The organism is Pseudomonas sp. PGPPP4, from assembly GCF_002256045.1.
In the GTDB taxonomy this organism is placed as follows: domain Bacteria; phylum Pseudomonadota; class Gammaproteobacteria; order Pseudomonadales; family Pseudomonadaceae; genus Chryseomonas; species Chryseomonas oryzihabitans.
Map to the genome: position 1 here is coordinate 56,559 of NZ_NKID01000011.1, position 17,483 is coordinate 74,041.

The window sequence follows — 17,483 nt, forward strand, 5'->3', positions numbered from 1 at the left end:
TCAAGCGGAGCACGAGCTGAGGGCCGTGGTTAGAACTTGGCTTCCAGGTCCAGCTGCAGGGTCTTCACATCGGCGTCGCGGCGGAAGCGGCTGGCGGTGTCGGACTCGGCGAGGAAGTAGGTCAGGCCGACGCCGAAGTTCTTGTCGATGTCGTAGCCGAGCTTGAGCTTGTGGCCGCGGGCGCCGGTCGAGCCGTTGCCGAAGTCGGAGTCGGTGAAGGCGCCCACCACGGCGTTGCGCTGGACATCGCGGTAGTTGTATTCCAGTCCGACTCGCTGCATCAGCTTGGTCTTGGCGCCCACCAGCCAGGCGGTGTCCTCGCCGTCGTCGGCCTTGTCGTTGACCACGTATTGGCCATAGAAGGACAGCGGCACCCATAGCTTGGTCAGGTCCAGCTGGGCGAAGCCCTCGTAGAGCTGGAAGCGGTCGGTGGTGTTGCCATTGACCGCCAGGGCGCAGGGCGAGGTAACCGAACCGGTGGTCGGGCAGCTGCTGTCCTGGTCCTTGTCGTAGGCGTAGACGCTGCCGCCGACCATCAGCTTGGCGGCGTCGCCCAGGCTGAAGCGGCTGCCCAGCTGGCCGGCGTAGAGGCGCAGGTCGTGCTTGAACTCATAGCCCTCGCCGTCGACGTTGTCCTTGAGCACGTAGTAGCCGGTGCTGCCGAACAGCTCGGCGCCGCCGCCCAGGTCGTACTTGTAGGTGCCGGCCAGGCCTTCGGGGTTGATGTCGGCGTCCCAGATGACGTCGCCGGTGCTGACCCACTGCTGGCCCATCTTGCCGCCCACCAGGTGCAGATTCGGCAGCGCCGTGGGGTGGTAGTCGATGTAGGCCTGATCCAGCCAGAGCTGCTTCTTGTTGAAGTAGCCATTGAGGTCCTGGTTGGTGGAGCGGGCATCGTCGCCGCCGCCGGTGGCGATGCGGATGCCGGTGTCCACCTGCGGATTGATCTCGCTGTAGGCACCCAGGCGCGCCCGGATGCGCTGGCGGTCGCGGTCGCGACCGTTGTCCGGCTCGCCGCTGATGTCGATGCTCTCGTGGCGCACCCGCACATCGCCCTTGATCTGGGTCTTGGCGGCCCAGGCCAGTTTCTTCTCGAAGTCGGAGGTCTTCTGCTGCTGGGCGACCTGGGCGGCGCGCGCCTGCTGCTCCTGCTGCAGGTCGCCGCGCAATTCGGCGTACTGGGCGGGGGTGATGGAGCCGTTGGCCTTGAGCATGTCGAGCAGCTTCTCATCGACAGCGGCACTCGCGGCGGCCGAGCAGGTGGCCAGGAGCACGCCCGAGAACAGCGCCGTGAATCGATAAGGGTTAACAGACATCGGCAGATCTCCTTTCAAGACAATCCAGGGGGTGGTGGCTGGCAATGCAGCCCGTCACGAAGCTGGGTCAGTCTCGGCAGAAGAGATGTCGTTTTGCTTGCAAGAAGATAAAGCTTTTAATTCAAGTCATTGAATCTGAAGCAAAATTTAATCAAACCTTCATCCATCTCGGGCCGCGCGATAGAGGATCGGCATGGAGCACGATGACCAGAGGCCCTGGCCCGGTACTTTCCGCTCGCCCATGAAAAAGGCCACTCCGGGGAGTGGCCTTGCCGAGAGCCGGCGAAATCCTCAGCCGAAGCGACCGGTGATGTAGTCCTCGGTCTGCTTCTTGTCCGGCTTGGTGAAGATCTTGTCGGTCTTGTCCACTTCGATCAGCTCGCCCAGGTACATGAAGGCGGTGACGTCGGAGCAGCGCGCTGCCTGCTGCATGTTGTGGGTGACGATGACCACGGTGAACTCCTGCTTGAGTTCGGCCAGCAGCTGTTCGATGCGCGCGGTGGAGATGGGGTCCAGGGCCGAGGTCGGTTCATCCAGCAGCAGCACCCGCGGACGCAGGGCGATGGTGCGGGCGATGCACAGCCGCTGCTGCTGACCGCCGGAGAGCCCCAGGGCGCTCTGGTTGAGCTTGTCCTTGACCTCGTCCCACAGCGCCGCACCGCGCAGGGCCTGCTCGACGCGATCCTGCAACTCCACCCGGGACAGCCGCTCGTGGTGGCGGATGCCGTAGGCGACGTTGTCGGCGATCGACATCGGGAAGGGCACTGGCTTCTGGAACACCATGCCGATGGTGCTGCGCAGGCGGCTCAGCGAGTACTTGGGATCGAGGATGTTCTCCCCGTCCATGAGGATCTCGCCGGTCGCTTCCAGCCCCGGGTATTCCGAGTAGATGCGGTTGAAGATGCGCAGCAGCGTGGACTTGCCGCATCCGGACGGGCCGATGATGGCGGTGATCTGCTTGGCCGCGATGTCCAGGTTGATCGACTTGAGCGCCTGGTGGCCCTTGTAACGGAAGCCGACGTCGCGCGCCTGCAGTTCCGGTATCTGCGTCTGCATGGTAGTCACTTGGAATCCCGGTTACGAAAGAAGAAGCGAGAGGAGAGGTTCAGGAGCAGCACGAACAGCGTCAGCAGCAGGGCGCCGGCCCAGGCCAGGTGCTGCCAGTTCTCGAACGGACTCATGGCGAACTGGAAGATGGTCACCGGCACGGTGGCCATGGGCTTGAGCACGTCGGCGTTCCAGTACTGGTTGCCGAAGGCGGTGAACAGCAGCGGTGCGGTCTCGCCGGTGATGCGGGCGATGGACAGCAGCACCCCGGTCACCACGCCGGCGCGGGAGGCGCGCAAGAGGATCTGCAGGGTCACCTTCCACTGGGGGATGCCCAGGGCCAGGGCCGCTTCGCGCATGGCCGGCGGCTGCAGCTGCATCATCTCGTCGGTGGTACGGGTCACCACCGGCACCACCAGCATGGCCAGCGCCAGGGAGCCGGCGAAACCGGAAAAGCCCAGGCTGCCGCCGGAGTACTGGTTCAGCGTCACCACCACGGCGGTGTAGATGAACAGGCCGATGACGATGGACGGCGCCGACAAGAGGATGTCGTTGACGAAGCGCACCACCAGGCCCAGCTTGGAATGACGGGCGTATTCGGCCAACCAGAGTCCGGCGAGGATGCCGATGGGCGCGCCGATGGCGGTGGCCAGCAGGGTGATCAGCACGCTGCCGAACAGGGCGTTGGCCAGACCGCCGTCGGCGGCGCCGGGCGGCGGCGTCATCTCGACGAAGATGGCCGGGCTCAGGGCGCTGACGCCCTTGATCAGGGTGGTGCCGAGGATCCAGGCCAGGAAACCCAGGCCGAGCACGGCGGCGGCGCTGCCAAAGATCAGCGCGATGCCGTTCTTGATCCGCCGCTTGCGATAGAGATAGGCGTCGATGTGCATCAGTTACCTGCCTTGCGCGACAGTTGCGTCAGCATCAGTCGTGCCGCCAGCAGCACGAAGAAGGTCACCACGAACAGCAAAAAGCCCAGGGCGATCAGCGAAGAGCGGTGCAGATCGGTGTAGGCCTCGTTGAATTCGTTGGCGATCACCGAGGCGATGGAGCTGCTCGGCATCATCAGCGAGAGGGAGAACTGGTGGGCGTTACCCAGGACGAAGGTCACCGCCATGGTCTCGCCCAGGGCGCGACCGAGACCGAGGAAGGCGCCGCCGACCACCGCCGAGCGGGTGTAGGGCAGCACGATGTCCCAGCAGACTTCCCAGGTGGTGGACCCCAGCGCATAGGCCGATTCCTTGAGCTGGGCCGGCACGCTGCGAAACACCTCGTACATCACCGAGGTGATGAAGGGCAGGATCATGATCGCCAGGATGATGCCGGCGGTCAGCATGCCGATGCCCAGCGGCGGCCCCTGGAACAGCACGCCGATCACCGGAATGGCGCCGAGGTAGTCGTTGATGAAGGGCGAGATGTGCGCGGCCATGAAGGGACCGAAGACGAACAGGCCCCACATGCCGTAGATGATCGAGGGGATACCGGCCAGCAGTTCCACCGCCGTGGCCACCGGACCGCGCAGCCAGGTCGGGGCGATCTCGGAGAGGAACAGGGCGATGCCGAAGGCGGTAGGCACGGCCAGCAGCAGGGCGATGAAGGAAGTCATCAGGGTGCCGTAGATGGGCACCAGGGCGCCGAACTTCTCGGCTCCGACATCCCATTCGGCCGAGGTGATGAAGTCCAGGCCAAAGGTCATGAAGGCGTGGCGGCCGCCCCAGAGGGTGGACGCGGCGGCGCCGACCAGTACCAGCAGTACCAGCAGCGCGGCGGAAAACAGCAGCCGGCGGAACCAGACATCGGCGCGGGTATCCCGGCGGATGCGCTGTTCCTGAGCGGCGGAGAGGGGCAGGGTCTGGTCGGTCATGGAGCTTTCCGTCTACCTGGAAGGACGCGCGAAACCGCCCGGACCCCAGGGGATCCAGGCGGCGGGACAGGCGTGCTTACTTCTTGAAGTCGGACGCCCAGTAGCCTTCGATCTGCTTGACCAGGGTGTCCGGGACCGGGACGTAATCCAGGGCCGCGGCATCCTTCTGGCCATGCTCCAGGGACCACTTGAAGAAGTCGAAGGCGACCTTGCTGCGCTCTTCGTTCTTGGGTTCCTTGTACATCACGATCCAGGTGGTGGCGGTGATCGGCCAGGCGTCGGCGCCCGGGGCGTTGGTCATCAGCAGGTTGAAGTCCTTGGCGCTCTTCCAGTCGGCGGTGGCGGCGGCGGCCTGGAAGCTCTTGGCTTCGGGCTGCACGAAGTTGCCGGCGGCGTTCTTCAGCTGCACATGGGTCATCTTGTTGGTCAGCGCATAGGCGTACTCGACGTAGCCGATGGAGCCCTTGATCTGCTTCACGTAGGCGGCGATACCCTCGTTACCCTTGCCACCCACACCGACCGGCCAGTTGACGGTGGTACCGAAGTTGAACTTCTCCTTCCACTCCGGGCTGACCTTGGCCAGGTAGTTGGTGAAGTTGTAGGAGGTACCCGAGCCGTCGGAACGACGCACCACGGTGATGGCGCCCTCAGGCAGCTTCATGCCGGGGTTCAGCGCGGCGATGGCTGGGTCGTTCCAGGTCTTGATCTCGCCCATGAAGATCTTGGCCATGGTCGGGCCGTCGAGCTTCAGCTTGCCAGGCTCGATGCCTTCCACGTTGATCACCGGCACGATGCCGCCGATGATGGTCGGGAACTGGCCCAGACCGCCCTTCTGCAGGTCGTCGGTGCTCATGGGGGCGTCGGTGGCGCCGAAGTCCACGGTGCCGGCCTTGATCTGGGCGATGCCGCCGCCGGAGCCGATGGACTGGTAGTTGATACGGTTGCCAGTCTTCTCGCTGAAGCCTTGCGACCACTTCGACAGAACGGGGAAGACGAAGCTCGAGCCGGCGCCCGTGACATCCACGGCGTGAGCGGCGGTGCTCAGGCAAAAGGCCGACAACAACAGAGAGAGGCTGAACGTGCGTTTCATGGTGGCTCCATTACCTAGTGAGGGCTGGCGCTAGGCTATTGCCGAAATGTGACAATTAAGTGTCAGCGGCATGACGAAACGGGGACGGCAGAGCGCCATCATTAGTGTCGGGCTGGCGCCGGACCTCATGGCCGGTAAAGGTACGCTTCCTGCCCTGCCCAGCGGGATCAAGCGACCTCCGGGCATCCCTGTACGACGTCGGCACAGGGCGCCGGTAGCCGCAGCCCGTCTCCCACAGCATCCTGTGCCGAGCCCCCCAACCCAGTAACAGCGCGGCCTGCAGCGGCTCTACCACAGCGTTCGAAAGACTCGACGGCAGAAGATTTAGCCAAGGCTATATATATTAGAACTATCTACAAGATAGACTTTCTCTATCCGGATGGGTAAGGTGGCGGCCTCTTTGGGGAGTAGCCTGCTTCCACCGCGGTGGAAAGCGTCCTGATCAACATACTCGGCAACCGCCGTGGTCAGGACAGCCAGTCAGGGTTGGCGAGACCAGAGGCATCACCGCGCCACGCCGGGCGTGCGGGGGTGTCTTGTGGATCGAGCCCGGCCGGCGCTGTCACGATGAACCCCGCTTCCCTGATGTTCCTGGCCTTCGCCATGTCCACCGATGCCTTTGCCGCCGCCGTCGGCAAGGGTGCCAGCCTGCATAAGCCCTGCCTGCGCGAAGCCCTGCGCACCGGCGCCATCTTTGGCGTCATCGAAGCCATCACCCCGGTGATCGGCTGGGCCGTCGGCCTCACCGCCGCCCAGTACGTCCAGCCCTGGGATCACTGGATCGCCTTCACCCTGCTCACCGTGCTCGGCCTGCGCATGATCTGGGCCGGCTTCGGCGCGCCCGAGGCCGAGGAAGAAAAGCCCCGCCAGCATTCCTTCCTGCTGCTGGCCCTGACCGCCGTGGCCACCAGCATCGATGCCCTCGCCGTGGGCGTGGGCCTGGCCTTCATCGACGTCAACATCGTCACCGCCGCCCTGGCCATCGGCCTCGCCACCATGATCATGGTCACCACCGGGGTGATGCTGGGCCGGGTGATGGGCAATCTGGTCGGCAAGCGCGCGGAGATGCTCGGTGGCGTGGTGCTGATCGTGATCGGCGTGGCCATCCTCCATGAACACCTGGCCGCCGTCGCCAGCTGATGGCCCGGCCCTGGCGTAGCGCCCTCCTCGTCCTGGCCGCCCTGCTGCTGGCCGCACTGGGCTTTCTCGCCTGGCAGCGCTTCTGGCCGGCCCAGGCCGCTCCCGGCTGGCGCTACGAAGTCGCCCATGCCGACATCGCCAAGGCCAGCGCCCTGGCCTGGCAGGGCGATGCCCTGCTCACCGCGGAAGAACTCAAGGACGGCAAGGGCCGGCTGCTGCGCATCGATGCCCAGGGCCGGCGCAGCGTGCTCAGCGAGGGGCTGTACAAGCCCGACGGCCTGGTGCCCTACCAGGACGGCTTCGCCTACAGCCAGGAAGGCGGCACCCATCCCATCCGCTGGTTCGACGCCGCCGGCAGTCGCGATCTCTTCACCGGTATCAACGCCCAGGGCCTCTGGGCCGAAGGCAAGCGGCTCTATGCCGTGGAAGACCGCAAGGGGGCCGGACGCCTGCTGCGCTACGACGCCGCCGATGGCAGCCTGACGGTGCTGCGCGACCACCTGGACGAGGCGGAGTCCTTTACCCGCTGCCCGGACGGCAGTGCCTTCTATACCGAGAAATCCCGCGGCCTGGTGCGCCAGCTGAGCGACGATGGCCGGGATCCGCCGGCGCTGCGCGATCTGCGCGAGCCGAGCTTTCTGCTCTGCGACCGCCGCGGCCTGTGGATCAGCGAAGACTCCACCCACCGCGCCCGCCTGCTGCTCTGGGATCGCCAGTCGGCCCCGCGCGCCATCCTGACCTTCCTGCGCGCGCCCCAGGCCTTGCTGCCACGGGGCGACGGCTATCTGCTGGCCGAAGGCGGTCGCGACCGCATCATCGCCCTCGAACCGCGTTAAAGCATGCGCTTCAAGGTGTCGTCCTTGCGCACCAGGTGATGCCAGAGCGCGGCCAGCAGGTGCAGGCCGATCACCCAGTAGAAGGCCTTGCCGAGCCAGAGGTGCACGCCCTTGAGCGTCTTCGCCAGTTCCGCGTCCACCGGGAAGGGCGAAGGCAGCGCCCAGGTGCTGGAGGGGATCTTGACCGCGCCGATGGTCAGCCAGACGGTGAACAGTCCGAGCAGCGGCTGGGCCAGCAGAAAGGCATAGAGCCCATAGTGGGTCAGCCGGCCGACGGCCTCCAGGCTTCGCGCCAGCGGCGGCGTGATCGGCGGTACCGGATGGCGATGGCGCACCAGCAGCCGCGGCAAGACCAGCGCCAGGACCAGCAGCCCGACCCAGAAATGGCTGAGCGTCACCCACTGGCGCTCCAGGGAGCCCCGCTCGAATTGCCCGCGGTTGAGGATCAGTACATAGGCCAGCAGTACCAGCGCGGCCATGAGCCAGTGCAGCAGCCGGGCGCTGCGCGCATAGCGGGAAACAGGAGAAGCGGAAGGCATGACGGGATCCTGCGACTGAGATGAAGAGGCGCCGGCAGTGTAGCGGCGCCCCGAGGCCAAGGGTAAGACGGCCGCGGCCCTAACCGCAGGGCGCCACCGAGGTATCCAGCAGCAAGGTGCTCAGCTGCTGCGGCGGCTGGTGCACGAGGCCGGTGGGCGATTCGCAGACGCGCTGCACGAAATTGTCGCTGAACAGGAGCTTGCCATGGACGAAGTACTCGTCGGGGCGGCGATTGGGATTGTCGATACGGGTCCCCAGCAGCTGCGCCAGCCAGCTGCCGGCCTCGTAGTGGCTGATCCAGCGCTCGCCCTGCAGCTCGGCCAGGGGTTGGGGCGGTGCGTCCCGCGCCACCACGATCACCGGCACGTCGCTGACCTCGGGCACCAGGTCGTTATGCCCCCAGTGACCGCCCTCCCCCAGCCGCTGGCCATGGTCGCCGGTGATGATCAGATAGCGCTCGCCGTCGAGGCGGTCGAAGTCGGTGAGGATCTCGGCGAGCAGGCCGTCGAGATAGTGCAGGGAATTGTCGTAGGCATTGGCCTGGCCCTCGGCCCCGCTATCCGGCCAGGGCGCCGGGGTGTTCTCGTGGCGATAGTTCTGCGCATAGGGCAGGTGCGCGGTGCGCAGGTTGAGCACCACGAAGTTGCGCGGCGCCCATTGCTGTTCGTCGAGGATCTCCAGCAGGGCACGGTCCTGGCGTTGCAGGAAGCGCAGCGGATGGTCCTCGCGGGTGATGGAGACGTCCAGATAGCGACTGCCCAGGTGCGCCAGCAACTTGGATTCCTGGGACGACAGCCAGTGGGTGCGAAAGCCGGCGGCCTGGGCGAAGCGGAACAGATTGATCTCGCCGCTGCGCAGGCGCCCGTCCTGGCCCGGTTCGCGGATCGGATTGAGCAGATAGGGCAGGCTCACGTCGGTGGCCACCCCCGCTGCCACCCCTGGGCGGATCAGTGTCTGGGGATTGCTCGCCAGATAGGCCGACAGCTGGGGCGTGGTATCGCGCGCATAGCCAAAGACGCCCAGGCGATCGCTGCGCAGGGAATCGGCCACCACTAGCCAGACGTGCCGCGCGCTGCTGGGCACCTGGGCCAGTCCATAGGGCGCATAGGCGGTGGGCGGCAGGACGACGTCGTCACGCCCGGCCAGGCGCACCGCCCAGGCGGAAAAGGCGTTGAGGCTGTTGTGCAGCCCGCTGCGCGCGGGGCTCGGCACGAAGGCATCAAGGTTGCGATAGGTGGCGCGATAGGGTTTGGACAGCAGCACCGCGGCGATCAGGATCAGCGCCCAGCGACTGGCCGGCAGCGGCACTCGGCCGGGCAACTGGAGATGCAGCGCGATCAGCAGTCCATAGGGCAGCCCCACGCACAGCAGCACCGGCCAGTGTTCGGGCAGACTGAGCCACAGCGTCTGGCGCACTTCGGCGGTGTCGCCCAGCAGGGCCTGGATGTCGATGGCGCTGAGCGGCTCGCCGAAGAAACTCAGGTTGCCCAGCTGCATTAGCTGCATCAGGGCGAATCCCAGCAGGATGACCGCCGCCAGGCGCGGCAGATTGCTCAGCCAGAGCGCCAGGCTGAACACCCAGAGCGCGGCCACATAGCCTGCTTCCAACTCGGCGCGGTTGTTTGGCGTGAAGCCTTGCTGCAGGAAGTCGTCGGCCAGCAACAGCAGGCAACTCAGACTGCTCAGCAGCAGCAGATTGCGCCAGGGCCGCCAGCCCGAAGCGCGGGGACGGGAGAAGGCTGCGAGCAGCATCAGGGCGCCCTGCGCACGCGCGAGGGGAGACGGGGGAAGGCGATCATGAGCGGGCTCCGGCGACAGGGAGCCGCTACCCTGAGGGGCGAACCTTAATGAAGTCTTAGCGGCTCATGCGCAGTAACAGATGACCAAGGGGTCAGATGACTGCCGACCCGCTTGACCCTGAAGTCACTTCAGGCTTCAGGATGGTCAGAGAAGGGCCTGTGCCCAACCGCCTCCTCAATGCTCCGGAGACCTGTAGATGAGTGGCTCCACCTCTCACCACGATCATGACCACGACCACGACCACGACCACGACCATCAGCATGGCCACGACCATGGTCATTCCCACGCCCCGCGGGTGACCGCCGACAACGAGCGCAAGCTCAAACTGGTCTTCGCCCTCACCTTTGGCTACGCCATCGTTCAGGCCGTGGGCGGCTGGTGGTCCGGCTCCCTGGCGCTGATCGCCGACTCCGGGCACATGGTCTCGGATGCCGCGGCCTTGCTGCTGGCGCTGGTGGCCTACCGGGTGGCGGCCAAGGCGGCCAATGCGCGCTTCACCTATGGCTTCCACCGGGTGCGCATCCTCGCCGCCCTGACCAATGGCGTCGCCCTGCTGCTGCTGGTCCTGTGGATCGGCTGGGAGGCCATCATGCGGCTGCGCGAGCCCACCGAGGTGTTGTCCGGCCCCATGCTGGCGGTGGCGGTGATCGGCCTGGCGGTCAATATCGTCGGCTTCGTGGTGCTCAACGGCGGGCACAAGGACGACAGCAACCTGCGCGGCGCCCTCCTCCATGTGGCCGGCGACCTGCTGGGTTCGGTGGGCGCCATCGCCGCCGCCCTGGGCATCCTCTGGACCGGCTGGACCTGGCTGGACCCGGCGCTGTCGATCCTGGTCGCCCTGCTGATCGTCAAATCGGCCTGGACCCTGGTGCGCGACGCCGGCGCGGTGCTCCTGCAGGCGGCGCCGCGGGAATTCGACACGGCCGGTGCCACGGCGGCGGTCCGCGCCCTGCCGGAGGTGGCCGAGGTGGGCCATCTGCACGTCTGGACCCTGACCGACGAGACCCGTATCGCCACCCTGCACATCACCCCGGCGCCGGGCAGCGATCCCCTGCGCCTGCCGACCCTGGTGGGCGAGCTGCTGCGCAGTCGCCATGGCCTGCAGCACGTGACGGTGCAGGTGGATCCGCCCGGTACCCTCGACGGGCACTGCGCCTAGTCGCGCGGGGACGACTCATCCAGCGGGCGACGGCGACCGGTCAGCATCGACAGCGGCAGGTTGTCGCCCACCCTCAGGCTTTCCACCACGGCGGCCACGGCATGCAGGCAGACCAGCGCCAGCAGGCCGTTGGCGAAGCAGGCGTGCAGGTCCTCGGGCCAGTCGGCGCCCCAGAGGGCATCCACCTCGCGCATGAGAAAGCCGGTGACGCCCAGGCCGCCGATGGCGGCCATCATCAGCAGCATCACCAGGGCGCCCAGCGGCGAATGGCCGAGACGATGATGGGGCCGCCCCTGCCAGAGATCGCGCAGATGGGCGCCCAGCCGCGCGCGGGTCGGCCAACAGTCGCTCCAGCGCGCGCTGCGCGGGCCGACGAAACCCCAGGCCAGGCGCACCAGCAGCCAGGCGCTGGCGTAGTAGCCGATCCAGCGGTGCCAGAAGGCGCCCTTCTCGTTGAAGAAGTAGTTGGCGAAAAAGGCGGCGGCGACCGACAGGTGGAACAGCCGTACCAGGGGATCCCAGAGCCGCACGGTCGCCGCGCTCATCAGCTGTCGATCTCGCTCTTGACCGCCTTGCCGCTCACCGGATCGTGATAGATCTCGACCTTGCGCCTGTCCTTGTCGAAGCCGTAGATCTCGTAGCAGTTGCCCTTGGTGATCTTGAACTTCTTGATCTCGTAGCCCTGCTCGCGCAGCTTGGCCTGGAATTGCTCGGCGTTCTGCCAGGTCGACTTGTCCGCCTGGGTGCACTGGGGCTCGGCAGCCAGGGCCAGGGGGCTTACTAACAGCAGCGGTAGCAGTAGACGGCGCATGGCGAAGCTCCTCTTGTGTTGGGAGACCCAGGCTCGGCGCCGAACCTTAATGCAATCTTAGGATGCAACGCCCGGTAACAGTTGCCCCTGCCGCTGCGCCAGGGCAGCGGCGATGATGGCGGGCTGGCGGCAGGCAACGAGAGGAACGCGGTCGTGCGGGTACTGCTGGTGGAAGACGATGCGGCCCTGGCCCAGGGCATCCGCATGGCCCTGCGCGGCGAGGGCTATACCCTGGACTGGGTGGCCGACGGCCTGGCCGCCGAACACGCCCTGGCCGCCGAGCGCTTCGATCTGGTGCTGCTGGACCTGGGCCTGCCGCGCCTCGACGGCCTCGAGCTGCTGCGCCGCCTGCGCAGCCAGCCGGACGGCCAGGTGCCGGTACTGGTGCTCACCTCTCGCGACGCCAAGGCCGATCGCATCCAGGGCCTGGATGCCGGCGCCGACGACTACCTGGTCAAGCCCTGCGACCTGGACGAACTCAAGGCGCGCCTGCGCGCCCTGATCCGCCGCAGCTGTGGCCGCGCGCAACCGCTGCTGGAGCACGCCGGCATCAGCCTCGACCCGGCCAGCCAGCTGGTGCACTACCGCGGCGCCGAGGTGGTGGTGACCCCCATGGAATACCAGCTGCTGCACCAGCTGCTGCTGCGGCCGGGCGCCGTCATCACCCGCGAACGGCTGAGCAATACCCTCTATGGCTGGCAGGAAGCCGCCTCGGGTAACACCCTGGAAGTGCTCATCCACAACCTGCGCAAGAAGCTCGACAGCGGCCTGATCCGCACCGTGCGCGGGGTGGGCTATCTGCTGGAGCGTCAGCCATGATCGCCATCCGTACGCGCATCCTCGCCCCCACCCTGGCCCTGGTGCTGGCCGGCAGCCTGGCCCTCGCCCTGCTGGCGCTGCGCGACAGCCATCGCGAGATCGAGGGTATCTACGACGCCCAGCTGGTGCAGGGCGCGCGCCTGCTGGAAGGCCTGCTGCAGGCCGGCACGCCGGCGGCGGATCGCTGGCCGGAGCTGATCCGGATGTTCGATCGCGCCATGCAACCCGCTCCCGGCAGCGTGGCGGCGCACCCCTACGAGAATCAGCTGACCTTCCAGGTCTGGACCGCCGATGGCCGGCTGCTGGCCCGCTCCGGCAATGCGCCGCGGCTGGCCGAGGTGCCGCCGGAGGGCCTGCACGAGGTGTTCGAGAACGGGCGCGAATGGTGCGGGATGCTGGTGCGTACCGCCGATGGCGGCCTGCGCATCTGGGTTGGCGAGCGCGAGGACCTGCGCCAGGACCTGATCCAGCGCATCGTCAGCCATACCCTCTGGCCGACCCTGGTGGGCCTGCCGCTGCTGGTCGGGGTGCTCTGGCTGCTGCTGGGCTGGGGACTGCGACCGCTGCAGGATTTCGCCCGCGGACTGCGCGAGCGCGATCCCCACAGCCTGGCGCCGCTGCCGGCCGGCCCGCTGCCGCCGGAATTGCAACCCATGCGCGGCGCCCTGGATCACCAGCTCGCCCAGTTGCGCGCCCTGCTCGATCGCGAACGGCGCTTCATCGCCGACGCCGCCCACGAATTGCGCACGCCCCTGGCGATCCTCGACCTGCATGCGCAGAACGCCCAGCGCGCCGAGACGGCCGCGGAGCGCGACGAAGCCCTGGGCTATCTGCGCCAGGGCGTCAGCCGGGCCACCCGCCTGGCCAGCCAGTTGCTGACCCTGGCGCGACTGGAACCCGGCGCCACCCAGGTCCAGCCGCTGGCCCTGGAACCCCTGGTGCGCGAAGAGCTGGCGGAATTGACGCCGCTGGCGCTCAGGCAGCAGGTGGAGTTGGTGCTGGCGGCCCAGGCCGGACCGCCGGTGCTGGGCGATCCGGACGCCATCTCCATCGCGCTGCAGAATCTGATCACCAACGCCCTGGCCTTCGCCCCCGCCGGCAGCGCGGTGGAAGTCGGCATCGAGGCCAGCCAGGACCAGGGCGTCCTGCTGCGGGTGGAGGACCGCGGCCCCGGGGTGGACGAGGCCGAACTGGCGCGGTTGTGCGATCGTTTCTACAGTGCCGGCAACCCCCAGGGCGCCGGGCTGGGGCTGGCCATCGTCGAGACCATCACTCGCCGCCTGGGCGGTGCCCTGACCTTCAGCAATAGGGCGCGGGGCGGCTTCTGCGTGGAGTTGCGCCTGCCGCGCGCCGGCTAGGTTCAAACAGCTAGGCCCGCTGGTAGCCGCGCGCCACGACCGGGCGCTCCGGACGGGTCAGGCGCAGGCCGAGACCCATCAGCAATACCACGCCGACCGCCATCAGCAGCCAGGCGTTGGCCAGGCTGTCCAGGTGGTCGCGCAGGATGCCGGCGGCCAGCGGCGCCAGGCTGGCGATCAGATAGCCACCGCCCTGGACGAAACCGAGCAGCGCGCCGGCATCGGCGGGATCGCGCACCTTGTCCATCGCCAGGATCAGCGACAGCGGAAACAGCGCGCCGATGCCCAGGCCGAGCAGAATGGCGGTGGGCACCGCCAGCTGCAGCGGCGCCAGCGCCAGGCACAGTAGCCCCACCAGCACCACGCCGAGCACCCCCAGCACCAGCGGCCGGCGATTGCGCAGCCGGGCGATGGTCGCCGACAGCAGGAGACCGGCGCTGACCTCGGCGAGACTCACGCCGCCCAGCAACAGGCCGCTGTCGGCCGGTTGCCAGCCGAGGCCGGTGTAGTACGGTGGCAGCCAGGCCAGCACCAGGGTGTAGGCGGCAGTACCGATGCCGAAGAAGGCCAGCAGCAGCCAGGCCTGGCGCTGCCGCCAGGGTTGCGCGCGGGGTGTCGCGTCCTGCACTGGCGCATCCGGACGGGCCAGGGCCAGCCAGGTGCCGAGCGCCAGCAGCACCGGCAGGGTCCAGAGCGCCAGGCCCTGGGCCCAGCCCCACTGCTCGGCCAGGGGCGCGGCGGTGGCCGCCGCCACGGCCGCACCGCCCATGATGCCGGTGGTGTAGAGACCCATCAGGGTACTGGTGCGCTGCGGATGGCAGCGGCGGATGTAGGCCGGGATCAGCGCCTGCACCAGGGCGATGCCGACGCCGCCCAGCCCGGCGGTGAGGATCAGCCCCAGACCGCTCGGCTCTTCCCAGCGCAGCGCATTGGCCAGGGCCAGCAGCAGCAGGCCAAGGGCGATGCCGCGGCGCTCGCCGAGCCACGCCTGCAGACGGGCGCCACCCAGGGCGCAGAGGCCCATGGCGGCGATCGGCAGGGTGGTCAGCACCCCGGCGCCGCTGCCTTCCAGGCCGGTGGCGGCCTGGATGCCATCCAGCAGCGGGCCGATGGCGGCCAGGATGGGTCTCAGATTGAGGCCGACCAGCAGCACCAGCAACACGGCGAGGAAGGCGTCCTGGCGCGGTGCGGGCGTGGTCGGGGATGAAGGTGACGCGGAAAGCATGGACAATCTCCGGAGTGACGCGATATTTCTCTTGATGAGAAGTATCTTAACATCAAGATATATTCCCGAGGTAAGCCGATGGCCGATCGCGCCGAATTCGCCGTGGACCAGTGGCGCCGCGAGCGCCCCGACCTGGATGCCCTGCCCATGCGCCTGGTGGGTCGCCTGGGCGAGATGGCCCAGGTGCTCAACCGCGATGTCCTGCAGCCCTTCTTCGACGAACACCGGCTGCACTATGGCGAATTCGATGTGCTGGCCACCCTGAGGCGCGCCGGCGAGCCCTATGCCCTGAGTCCGACCGTCCTCTATGAATCGGCCATGATCTCCTCGGGCGGCATGACCAATCGCCTCGACCGCCTGGAGCGCGCCGGGCTGATCGAACGGCGCAAAAATCCCGAGGATCGCCGCGGCACCCTGGTGGCCCTCACCGCGGACGGCTTCGCCCTGATCGACGGCCTGATGACCGCTCACGTCGACAACGAGCGCCGCGCCCTGGCCACCCTCAGCGAGGCCGAGCAGCGGCAGCTGGATGCCCTGCTGGGCAAGTGGCTGGCCGGCCGCGCGCCGTCCTGACGGCCATGTACCTCGACTTCAGCTCCTGCAATGGCCTCCACGCCCTGGCCCAGGACTATGCCCATGGCGAGCGGGTGCCGCCCCATCGCCATCGCCAGGCGCAGCTGATTCATGCCCTCTGCGGCATCGTCATCGTCAACACCGCCCAGGGGCGCTGGGTGGTGCCGCCCGGGCGGGGGGGCTGGGTACCCGCCGGCGAAGAGCACGATCTTCACCTGCTGGGCCGCGTTGAGGTGCGCACCCTGTTCGTCGATCCGCGAGTACGGGCCGAGCTGCCGACGCGCTGCCAGCTGATCGCCGTCTCGCCGCTCCTGCGCGAACTCATCCTGGCCGCCCTGCCCCTGCCTGCCGATCGACCGGCCGAGGGGCGCGCCCGCTCTATCCTGCAGCTGATGCTCGACGAGTTGCAGGGCTCGCCCACCGCCGGACTGCACCTACCCTGGCCGGTGGATGCCACGCTCGCCGCACTCTGCCGCCACCTGCGCCAGCACCCGGGCGAGCGCTGGACGCTGACCCGCGCCGCCGCGCGGCTGGCGGTCAGCGAGCGCACCCTGAGCCGGCTGTTCCTCAAGGAGACCGGCCTGACCTTCGGCCAGTGGCTGCAGCGGGCGCGGTTGGATTCCAGCCTGACCTCGCTGGCCGCCGGCCACCCCATCGTCGACGTCGCCCTGGACCACGGCTATGCCAGCCCCAGTGCCTTCGCCACCCGCTTCCGCCAGGTGCTGGGGGTGTCGCCTTCCGCCTATCGCGGCCAGACGGAGCTGCCCCCCGGCCCTTAGCCCGCCACCCGGCCCAGATCGGCCGGATCGATGATCCCCAGCGGTGCGGCCTGCGCTGGGTAGGCGGCCAGGGCCAGGCGACCGCCATAGGGATGCCGCGGATGGATGGTCAGCTGGTTGCAGGCTTCCACTACGCTGGCCACCTCTTCCAGGCGGGAGAAGTCGATCCCCGGCGTGATGCCCTGGCTGTAGAGATTCAGCGCCAGGGTCACCAGATCGACGTTACCGGTGCGCTCGCCATTGCCGAACAGACAGCCCTCGACCCGCGTGGCCCCGGCCAGCTGGGCCAGTTCGGCGCAGGCGACGCCGGTGCCGCGGTCGTTGTGCGGATGGACGCTGATGGTCACATGGGGCGCCGGACCCAGGCCGCGGATGAAGCCTTCGATCTGATCGGCATAGACATTGGGCGTGGCCACTTCCACCGTCGCCGGCAGATTGAGAATCAGCGGGCGCTCCGCCGAGGGCTGCCAGGCCTCGCGCACCGCCTGGCAGATCTCCAGGGCGAAGTCGGCTTCGGTGAAGCAGAAGGTCTCGGGTGAATACTGATAGGTCCAGGCCGTCTCCGGCTGGGCGTCACACAGGGCGCGCACGCGCCGGGTACCGGCCACCGCCATGGCCAGCGTGGCGGCGCGATCCTGGTCGAACACCACCCGGCGAAACAGCGGCGCGGTGGCGTTGTAGAGATGCACGATGGCGCGGGGTACGCCCTCCAGTGCCGCGAAGGTGCGCTCGATCAGCTCGCTGCGCGCCGGCGTCATCACCTGCAGCCAGAGATCGTTCGGCAGTCCGTCCGCGGAGACCAGTTCCCGCACGAAATCGAAATCGGTCTGGGACGCCGCGGGAAAGGCCACCTCGATTTCCCGGTAGCCGATCGCCAGCAACAGGGCGAAGAAGCGCCGCTTGCGCTCCAGCCCCATGGGCTCGATCAGCGCCTGGTTGCCATCGCGCAGGTCGGTTGAGCACCAGCGCGGTGCCTGGGTCAGCTGACGGCCCGGCCATTGGCGGTCGGGCAACGGGGGCGCGGCGAAGCCGCGGTACTTGGTCTGGGGTTGCTTGAGCATGGGGGACTCCAGGACGGGGTCCCCGAGTCTGAGCGCCCCGCCGGCCCGCTGCGCTCGCGAGCAGG

18 protein-coding genes and 1 riboswitch are annotated in these 17,483 nt (G+C 67.9%); of the genes, 7 read left to right on the top strand and 11 right to left on the bottom strand.

What is annotated here, in order from left to right; all coding sequences use genetic code 11:
- Positions 1-29: 29 nt before the first annotated feature.
- The 5 genes from CFE50_RS18560 to pstS form a co-directional block, all read right to left on the bottom strand.
- Positions 30-1,316: a putative porin gene (locus tag CFE50_RS18560; RefSeq protein ID WP_286736653.1), complete on the bottom strand. Its 1,287-nt coding sequence runs from the start codon at positions 1,314-1,316 to the stop codon at positions 30-32.
- A 291-nt stretch (positions 1,317-1,607) separates the two neighbouring features.
- Positions 1,608-2,372, bottom strand: a complete 765-nt coding sequence (gene pstB, locus CFE50_RS18565) for a phosphate ABC transporter ATP-binding protein PstB (protein ID WP_017638707.1) — start codon at positions 2,370-2,372, stop codon at positions 1,608-1,610.
- Between the two features lie 5 nt (positions 2,373-2,377).
- Positions 2,378-3,253, bottom strand: a complete 876-nt coding sequence (gene pstA, locus CFE50_RS18570) for a phosphate ABC transporter permease PstA (RefSeq protein WP_007160737.1) — start codon at positions 3,251-3,253, stop codon at positions 2,378-2,380.
- A complete protein-coding gene (gene pstC, locus CFE50_RS18575) occupies positions 3,253-4,227 on the bottom strand; it encodes a phosphate ABC transporter permease subunit PstC (protein WP_007160736.1) in 975 nt (324 codons plus the stop codon). Before pstC ends, pstA begins: the two co-directional genes overlap by 1 nt.
- Positions 4,228-4,303: 76 nt before the next feature.
- On the bottom strand, positions 4,304-5,317 hold the full coding sequence (pstS, locus tag CFE50_RS18580; RefSeq protein WP_007160735.1) for a phosphate ABC transporter substrate-binding protein PstS: 1,014 nt from the start codon (positions 5,315-5,317) through the stop codon (positions 4,304-4,306).
- A 395-nt stretch (positions 5,318-5,712) separates the two neighbouring features.
- A riboswitch (yybP-ykoY riboswitch) is annotated at positions 5,713-5,880 on the top strand.
- Between the two features lie 4 nt (positions 5,881-5,884).
- Between pstS and mntP the strand changes: the two genes are divergently transcribed.
- A complete protein-coding gene (mntP, locus tag CFE50_RS18585; protein ID WP_286736657.1) occupies positions 5,885-6,457 on the top strand; it encodes a manganese efflux pump MntP in 573 nt (190 codons plus the stop codon).
- Positions 6,457-7,293 (top strand): SMP-30/gluconolactonase/LRE family protein, encoded by an 837-nt coding sequence (locus tag CFE50_RS18590; RefSeq protein WP_150339575.1) that lies wholly within the window; start codon positions 6,457-6,459, stop codon positions 7,291-7,293. The genes mntP and CFE50_RS18590 overlap by 1 nt, the downstream gene beginning before the upstream one ends.
- Here the strand turns inward: CFE50_RS18590 and CFE50_RS18595 are convergent.
- Positions 7,290-7,832: a cytochrome b gene (locus CFE50_RS18595; protein ID WP_286736658.1), complete on the bottom strand. Its 543-nt coding sequence runs from the start codon at positions 7,830-7,832 to the stop codon at positions 7,290-7,292. The genes CFE50_RS18590 and CFE50_RS18595 overlap by 4 nt on opposite strands.
- A gap of 79 nt (positions 7,833-7,911) precedes the next feature.
- Entirely contained in the window at positions 7,912-9,585 is a 1,674-nt protein-coding gene (locus tag CFE50_RS18600; RefSeq protein ID WP_286736659.1) for a phosphoethanolamine transferase, read from the bottom strand.
- Between the two features lie 244 nt (positions 9,586-9,829).
- Between CFE50_RS18600 and CFE50_RS18605 the strand changes: the two genes are divergently transcribed.
- A complete protein-coding gene (locus tag CFE50_RS18605) occupies positions 9,830-10,792 on the top strand; it encodes a cation diffusion facilitator family transporter (RefSeq protein WP_286736661.1) in 963 nt (320 codons plus the stop codon).
- On the opposite strand, the gene CFE50_RS18610 is transcribed toward CFE50_RS18605, so the two are convergent.
- Complete coding sequence (locus CFE50_RS18610; RefSeq protein ID WP_286736663.1) at positions 10,789-11,337, bottom strand: cytochrome b/b6 domain-containing protein; 549 nt, start codon at positions 11,335-11,337, stop codon at positions 10,789-10,791. The two genes, CFE50_RS18605 and CFE50_RS18610, sit on opposite strands and share 4 nt — an antisense overlap.
- Positions 11,337-11,603 (bottom strand): PepSY domain-containing protein, encoded by a 267-nt coding sequence (locus CFE50_RS18615; protein ID WP_286736665.1) that lies wholly within the window; start codon positions 11,601-11,603, stop codon positions 11,337-11,339. The genes CFE50_RS18610 and CFE50_RS18615 overlap by 1 nt, the downstream gene beginning before the upstream one ends.
- Positions 11,604-11,756: 153 nt before the next feature.
- On the opposite strand from CFE50_RS18615, the gene CFE50_RS18620 reads away from it, so the two are divergent.
- Positions 11,757-12,422 carry a response regulator gene (locus tag CFE50_RS18620; RefSeq protein WP_286736751.1) on the top strand — a complete coding sequence of 222 codons (666 nt, stop codon included), beginning with the start codon at positions 11,757-11,759 and terminating at the stop codon, positions 12,420-12,422.
- Positions 12,419-13,780 (top strand): ATP-binding protein, encoded by a 1,362-nt coding sequence (locus CFE50_RS18625; protein ID WP_286736667.1) that lies wholly within the window; start codon positions 12,419-12,421, stop codon positions 13,778-13,780. The genes CFE50_RS18620 and CFE50_RS18625 overlap by 4 nt, the downstream gene beginning before the upstream one ends.
- A gap of 10 nt (positions 13,781-13,790) precedes the next feature.
- On the opposite strand, the gene CFE50_RS18630 is transcribed toward CFE50_RS18625, so the two are convergent.
- Entirely contained in the window at positions 13,791-15,005 is a 1,215-nt protein-coding gene (locus tag CFE50_RS18630) for an MFS transporter (RefSeq protein WP_286736668.1), read from the bottom strand.
- 78 nt (positions 15,006-15,083) lie between these two features.
- On the opposite strand from CFE50_RS18630, the gene CFE50_RS18635 reads away from it, so the two are divergent.
- Both CFE50_RS18635 and CFE50_RS18640 read left to right on the top strand, forming a co-directional pair.
- The gene (locus tag CFE50_RS18635) at positions 15,084-15,578 is read left to right on the top strand and encodes a MarR family winged helix-turn-helix transcriptional regulator (RefSeq protein WP_286736669.1); all 495 of its coding nucleotides are present in this window, start codon (positions 15,084-15,086) and stop codon (positions 15,576-15,578) included.
- 5 nt (positions 15,579-15,583) lie between these two features.
- The gene (locus tag CFE50_RS18640) at positions 15,584-16,357 is read left to right on the top strand and encodes an AraC family transcriptional regulator (protein WP_286736671.1); all 774 of its coding nucleotides are present in this window, start codon (positions 15,584-15,586) and stop codon (positions 16,355-16,357) included.
- Here CFE50_RS18640 and CFE50_RS18645 read toward each other — a convergent pair.
- Positions 16,354-17,418, bottom strand: a complete 1,065-nt coding sequence (locus CFE50_RS18645) for a 2-isopropylmalate synthase (protein ID WP_286736672.1) — start codon at positions 17,416-17,418, stop codon at positions 16,354-16,356. The genes CFE50_RS18640 and CFE50_RS18645 overlap by 4 nt on opposite strands.
- Positions 17,419-17,483: the final 65 nt, after the last annotated feature.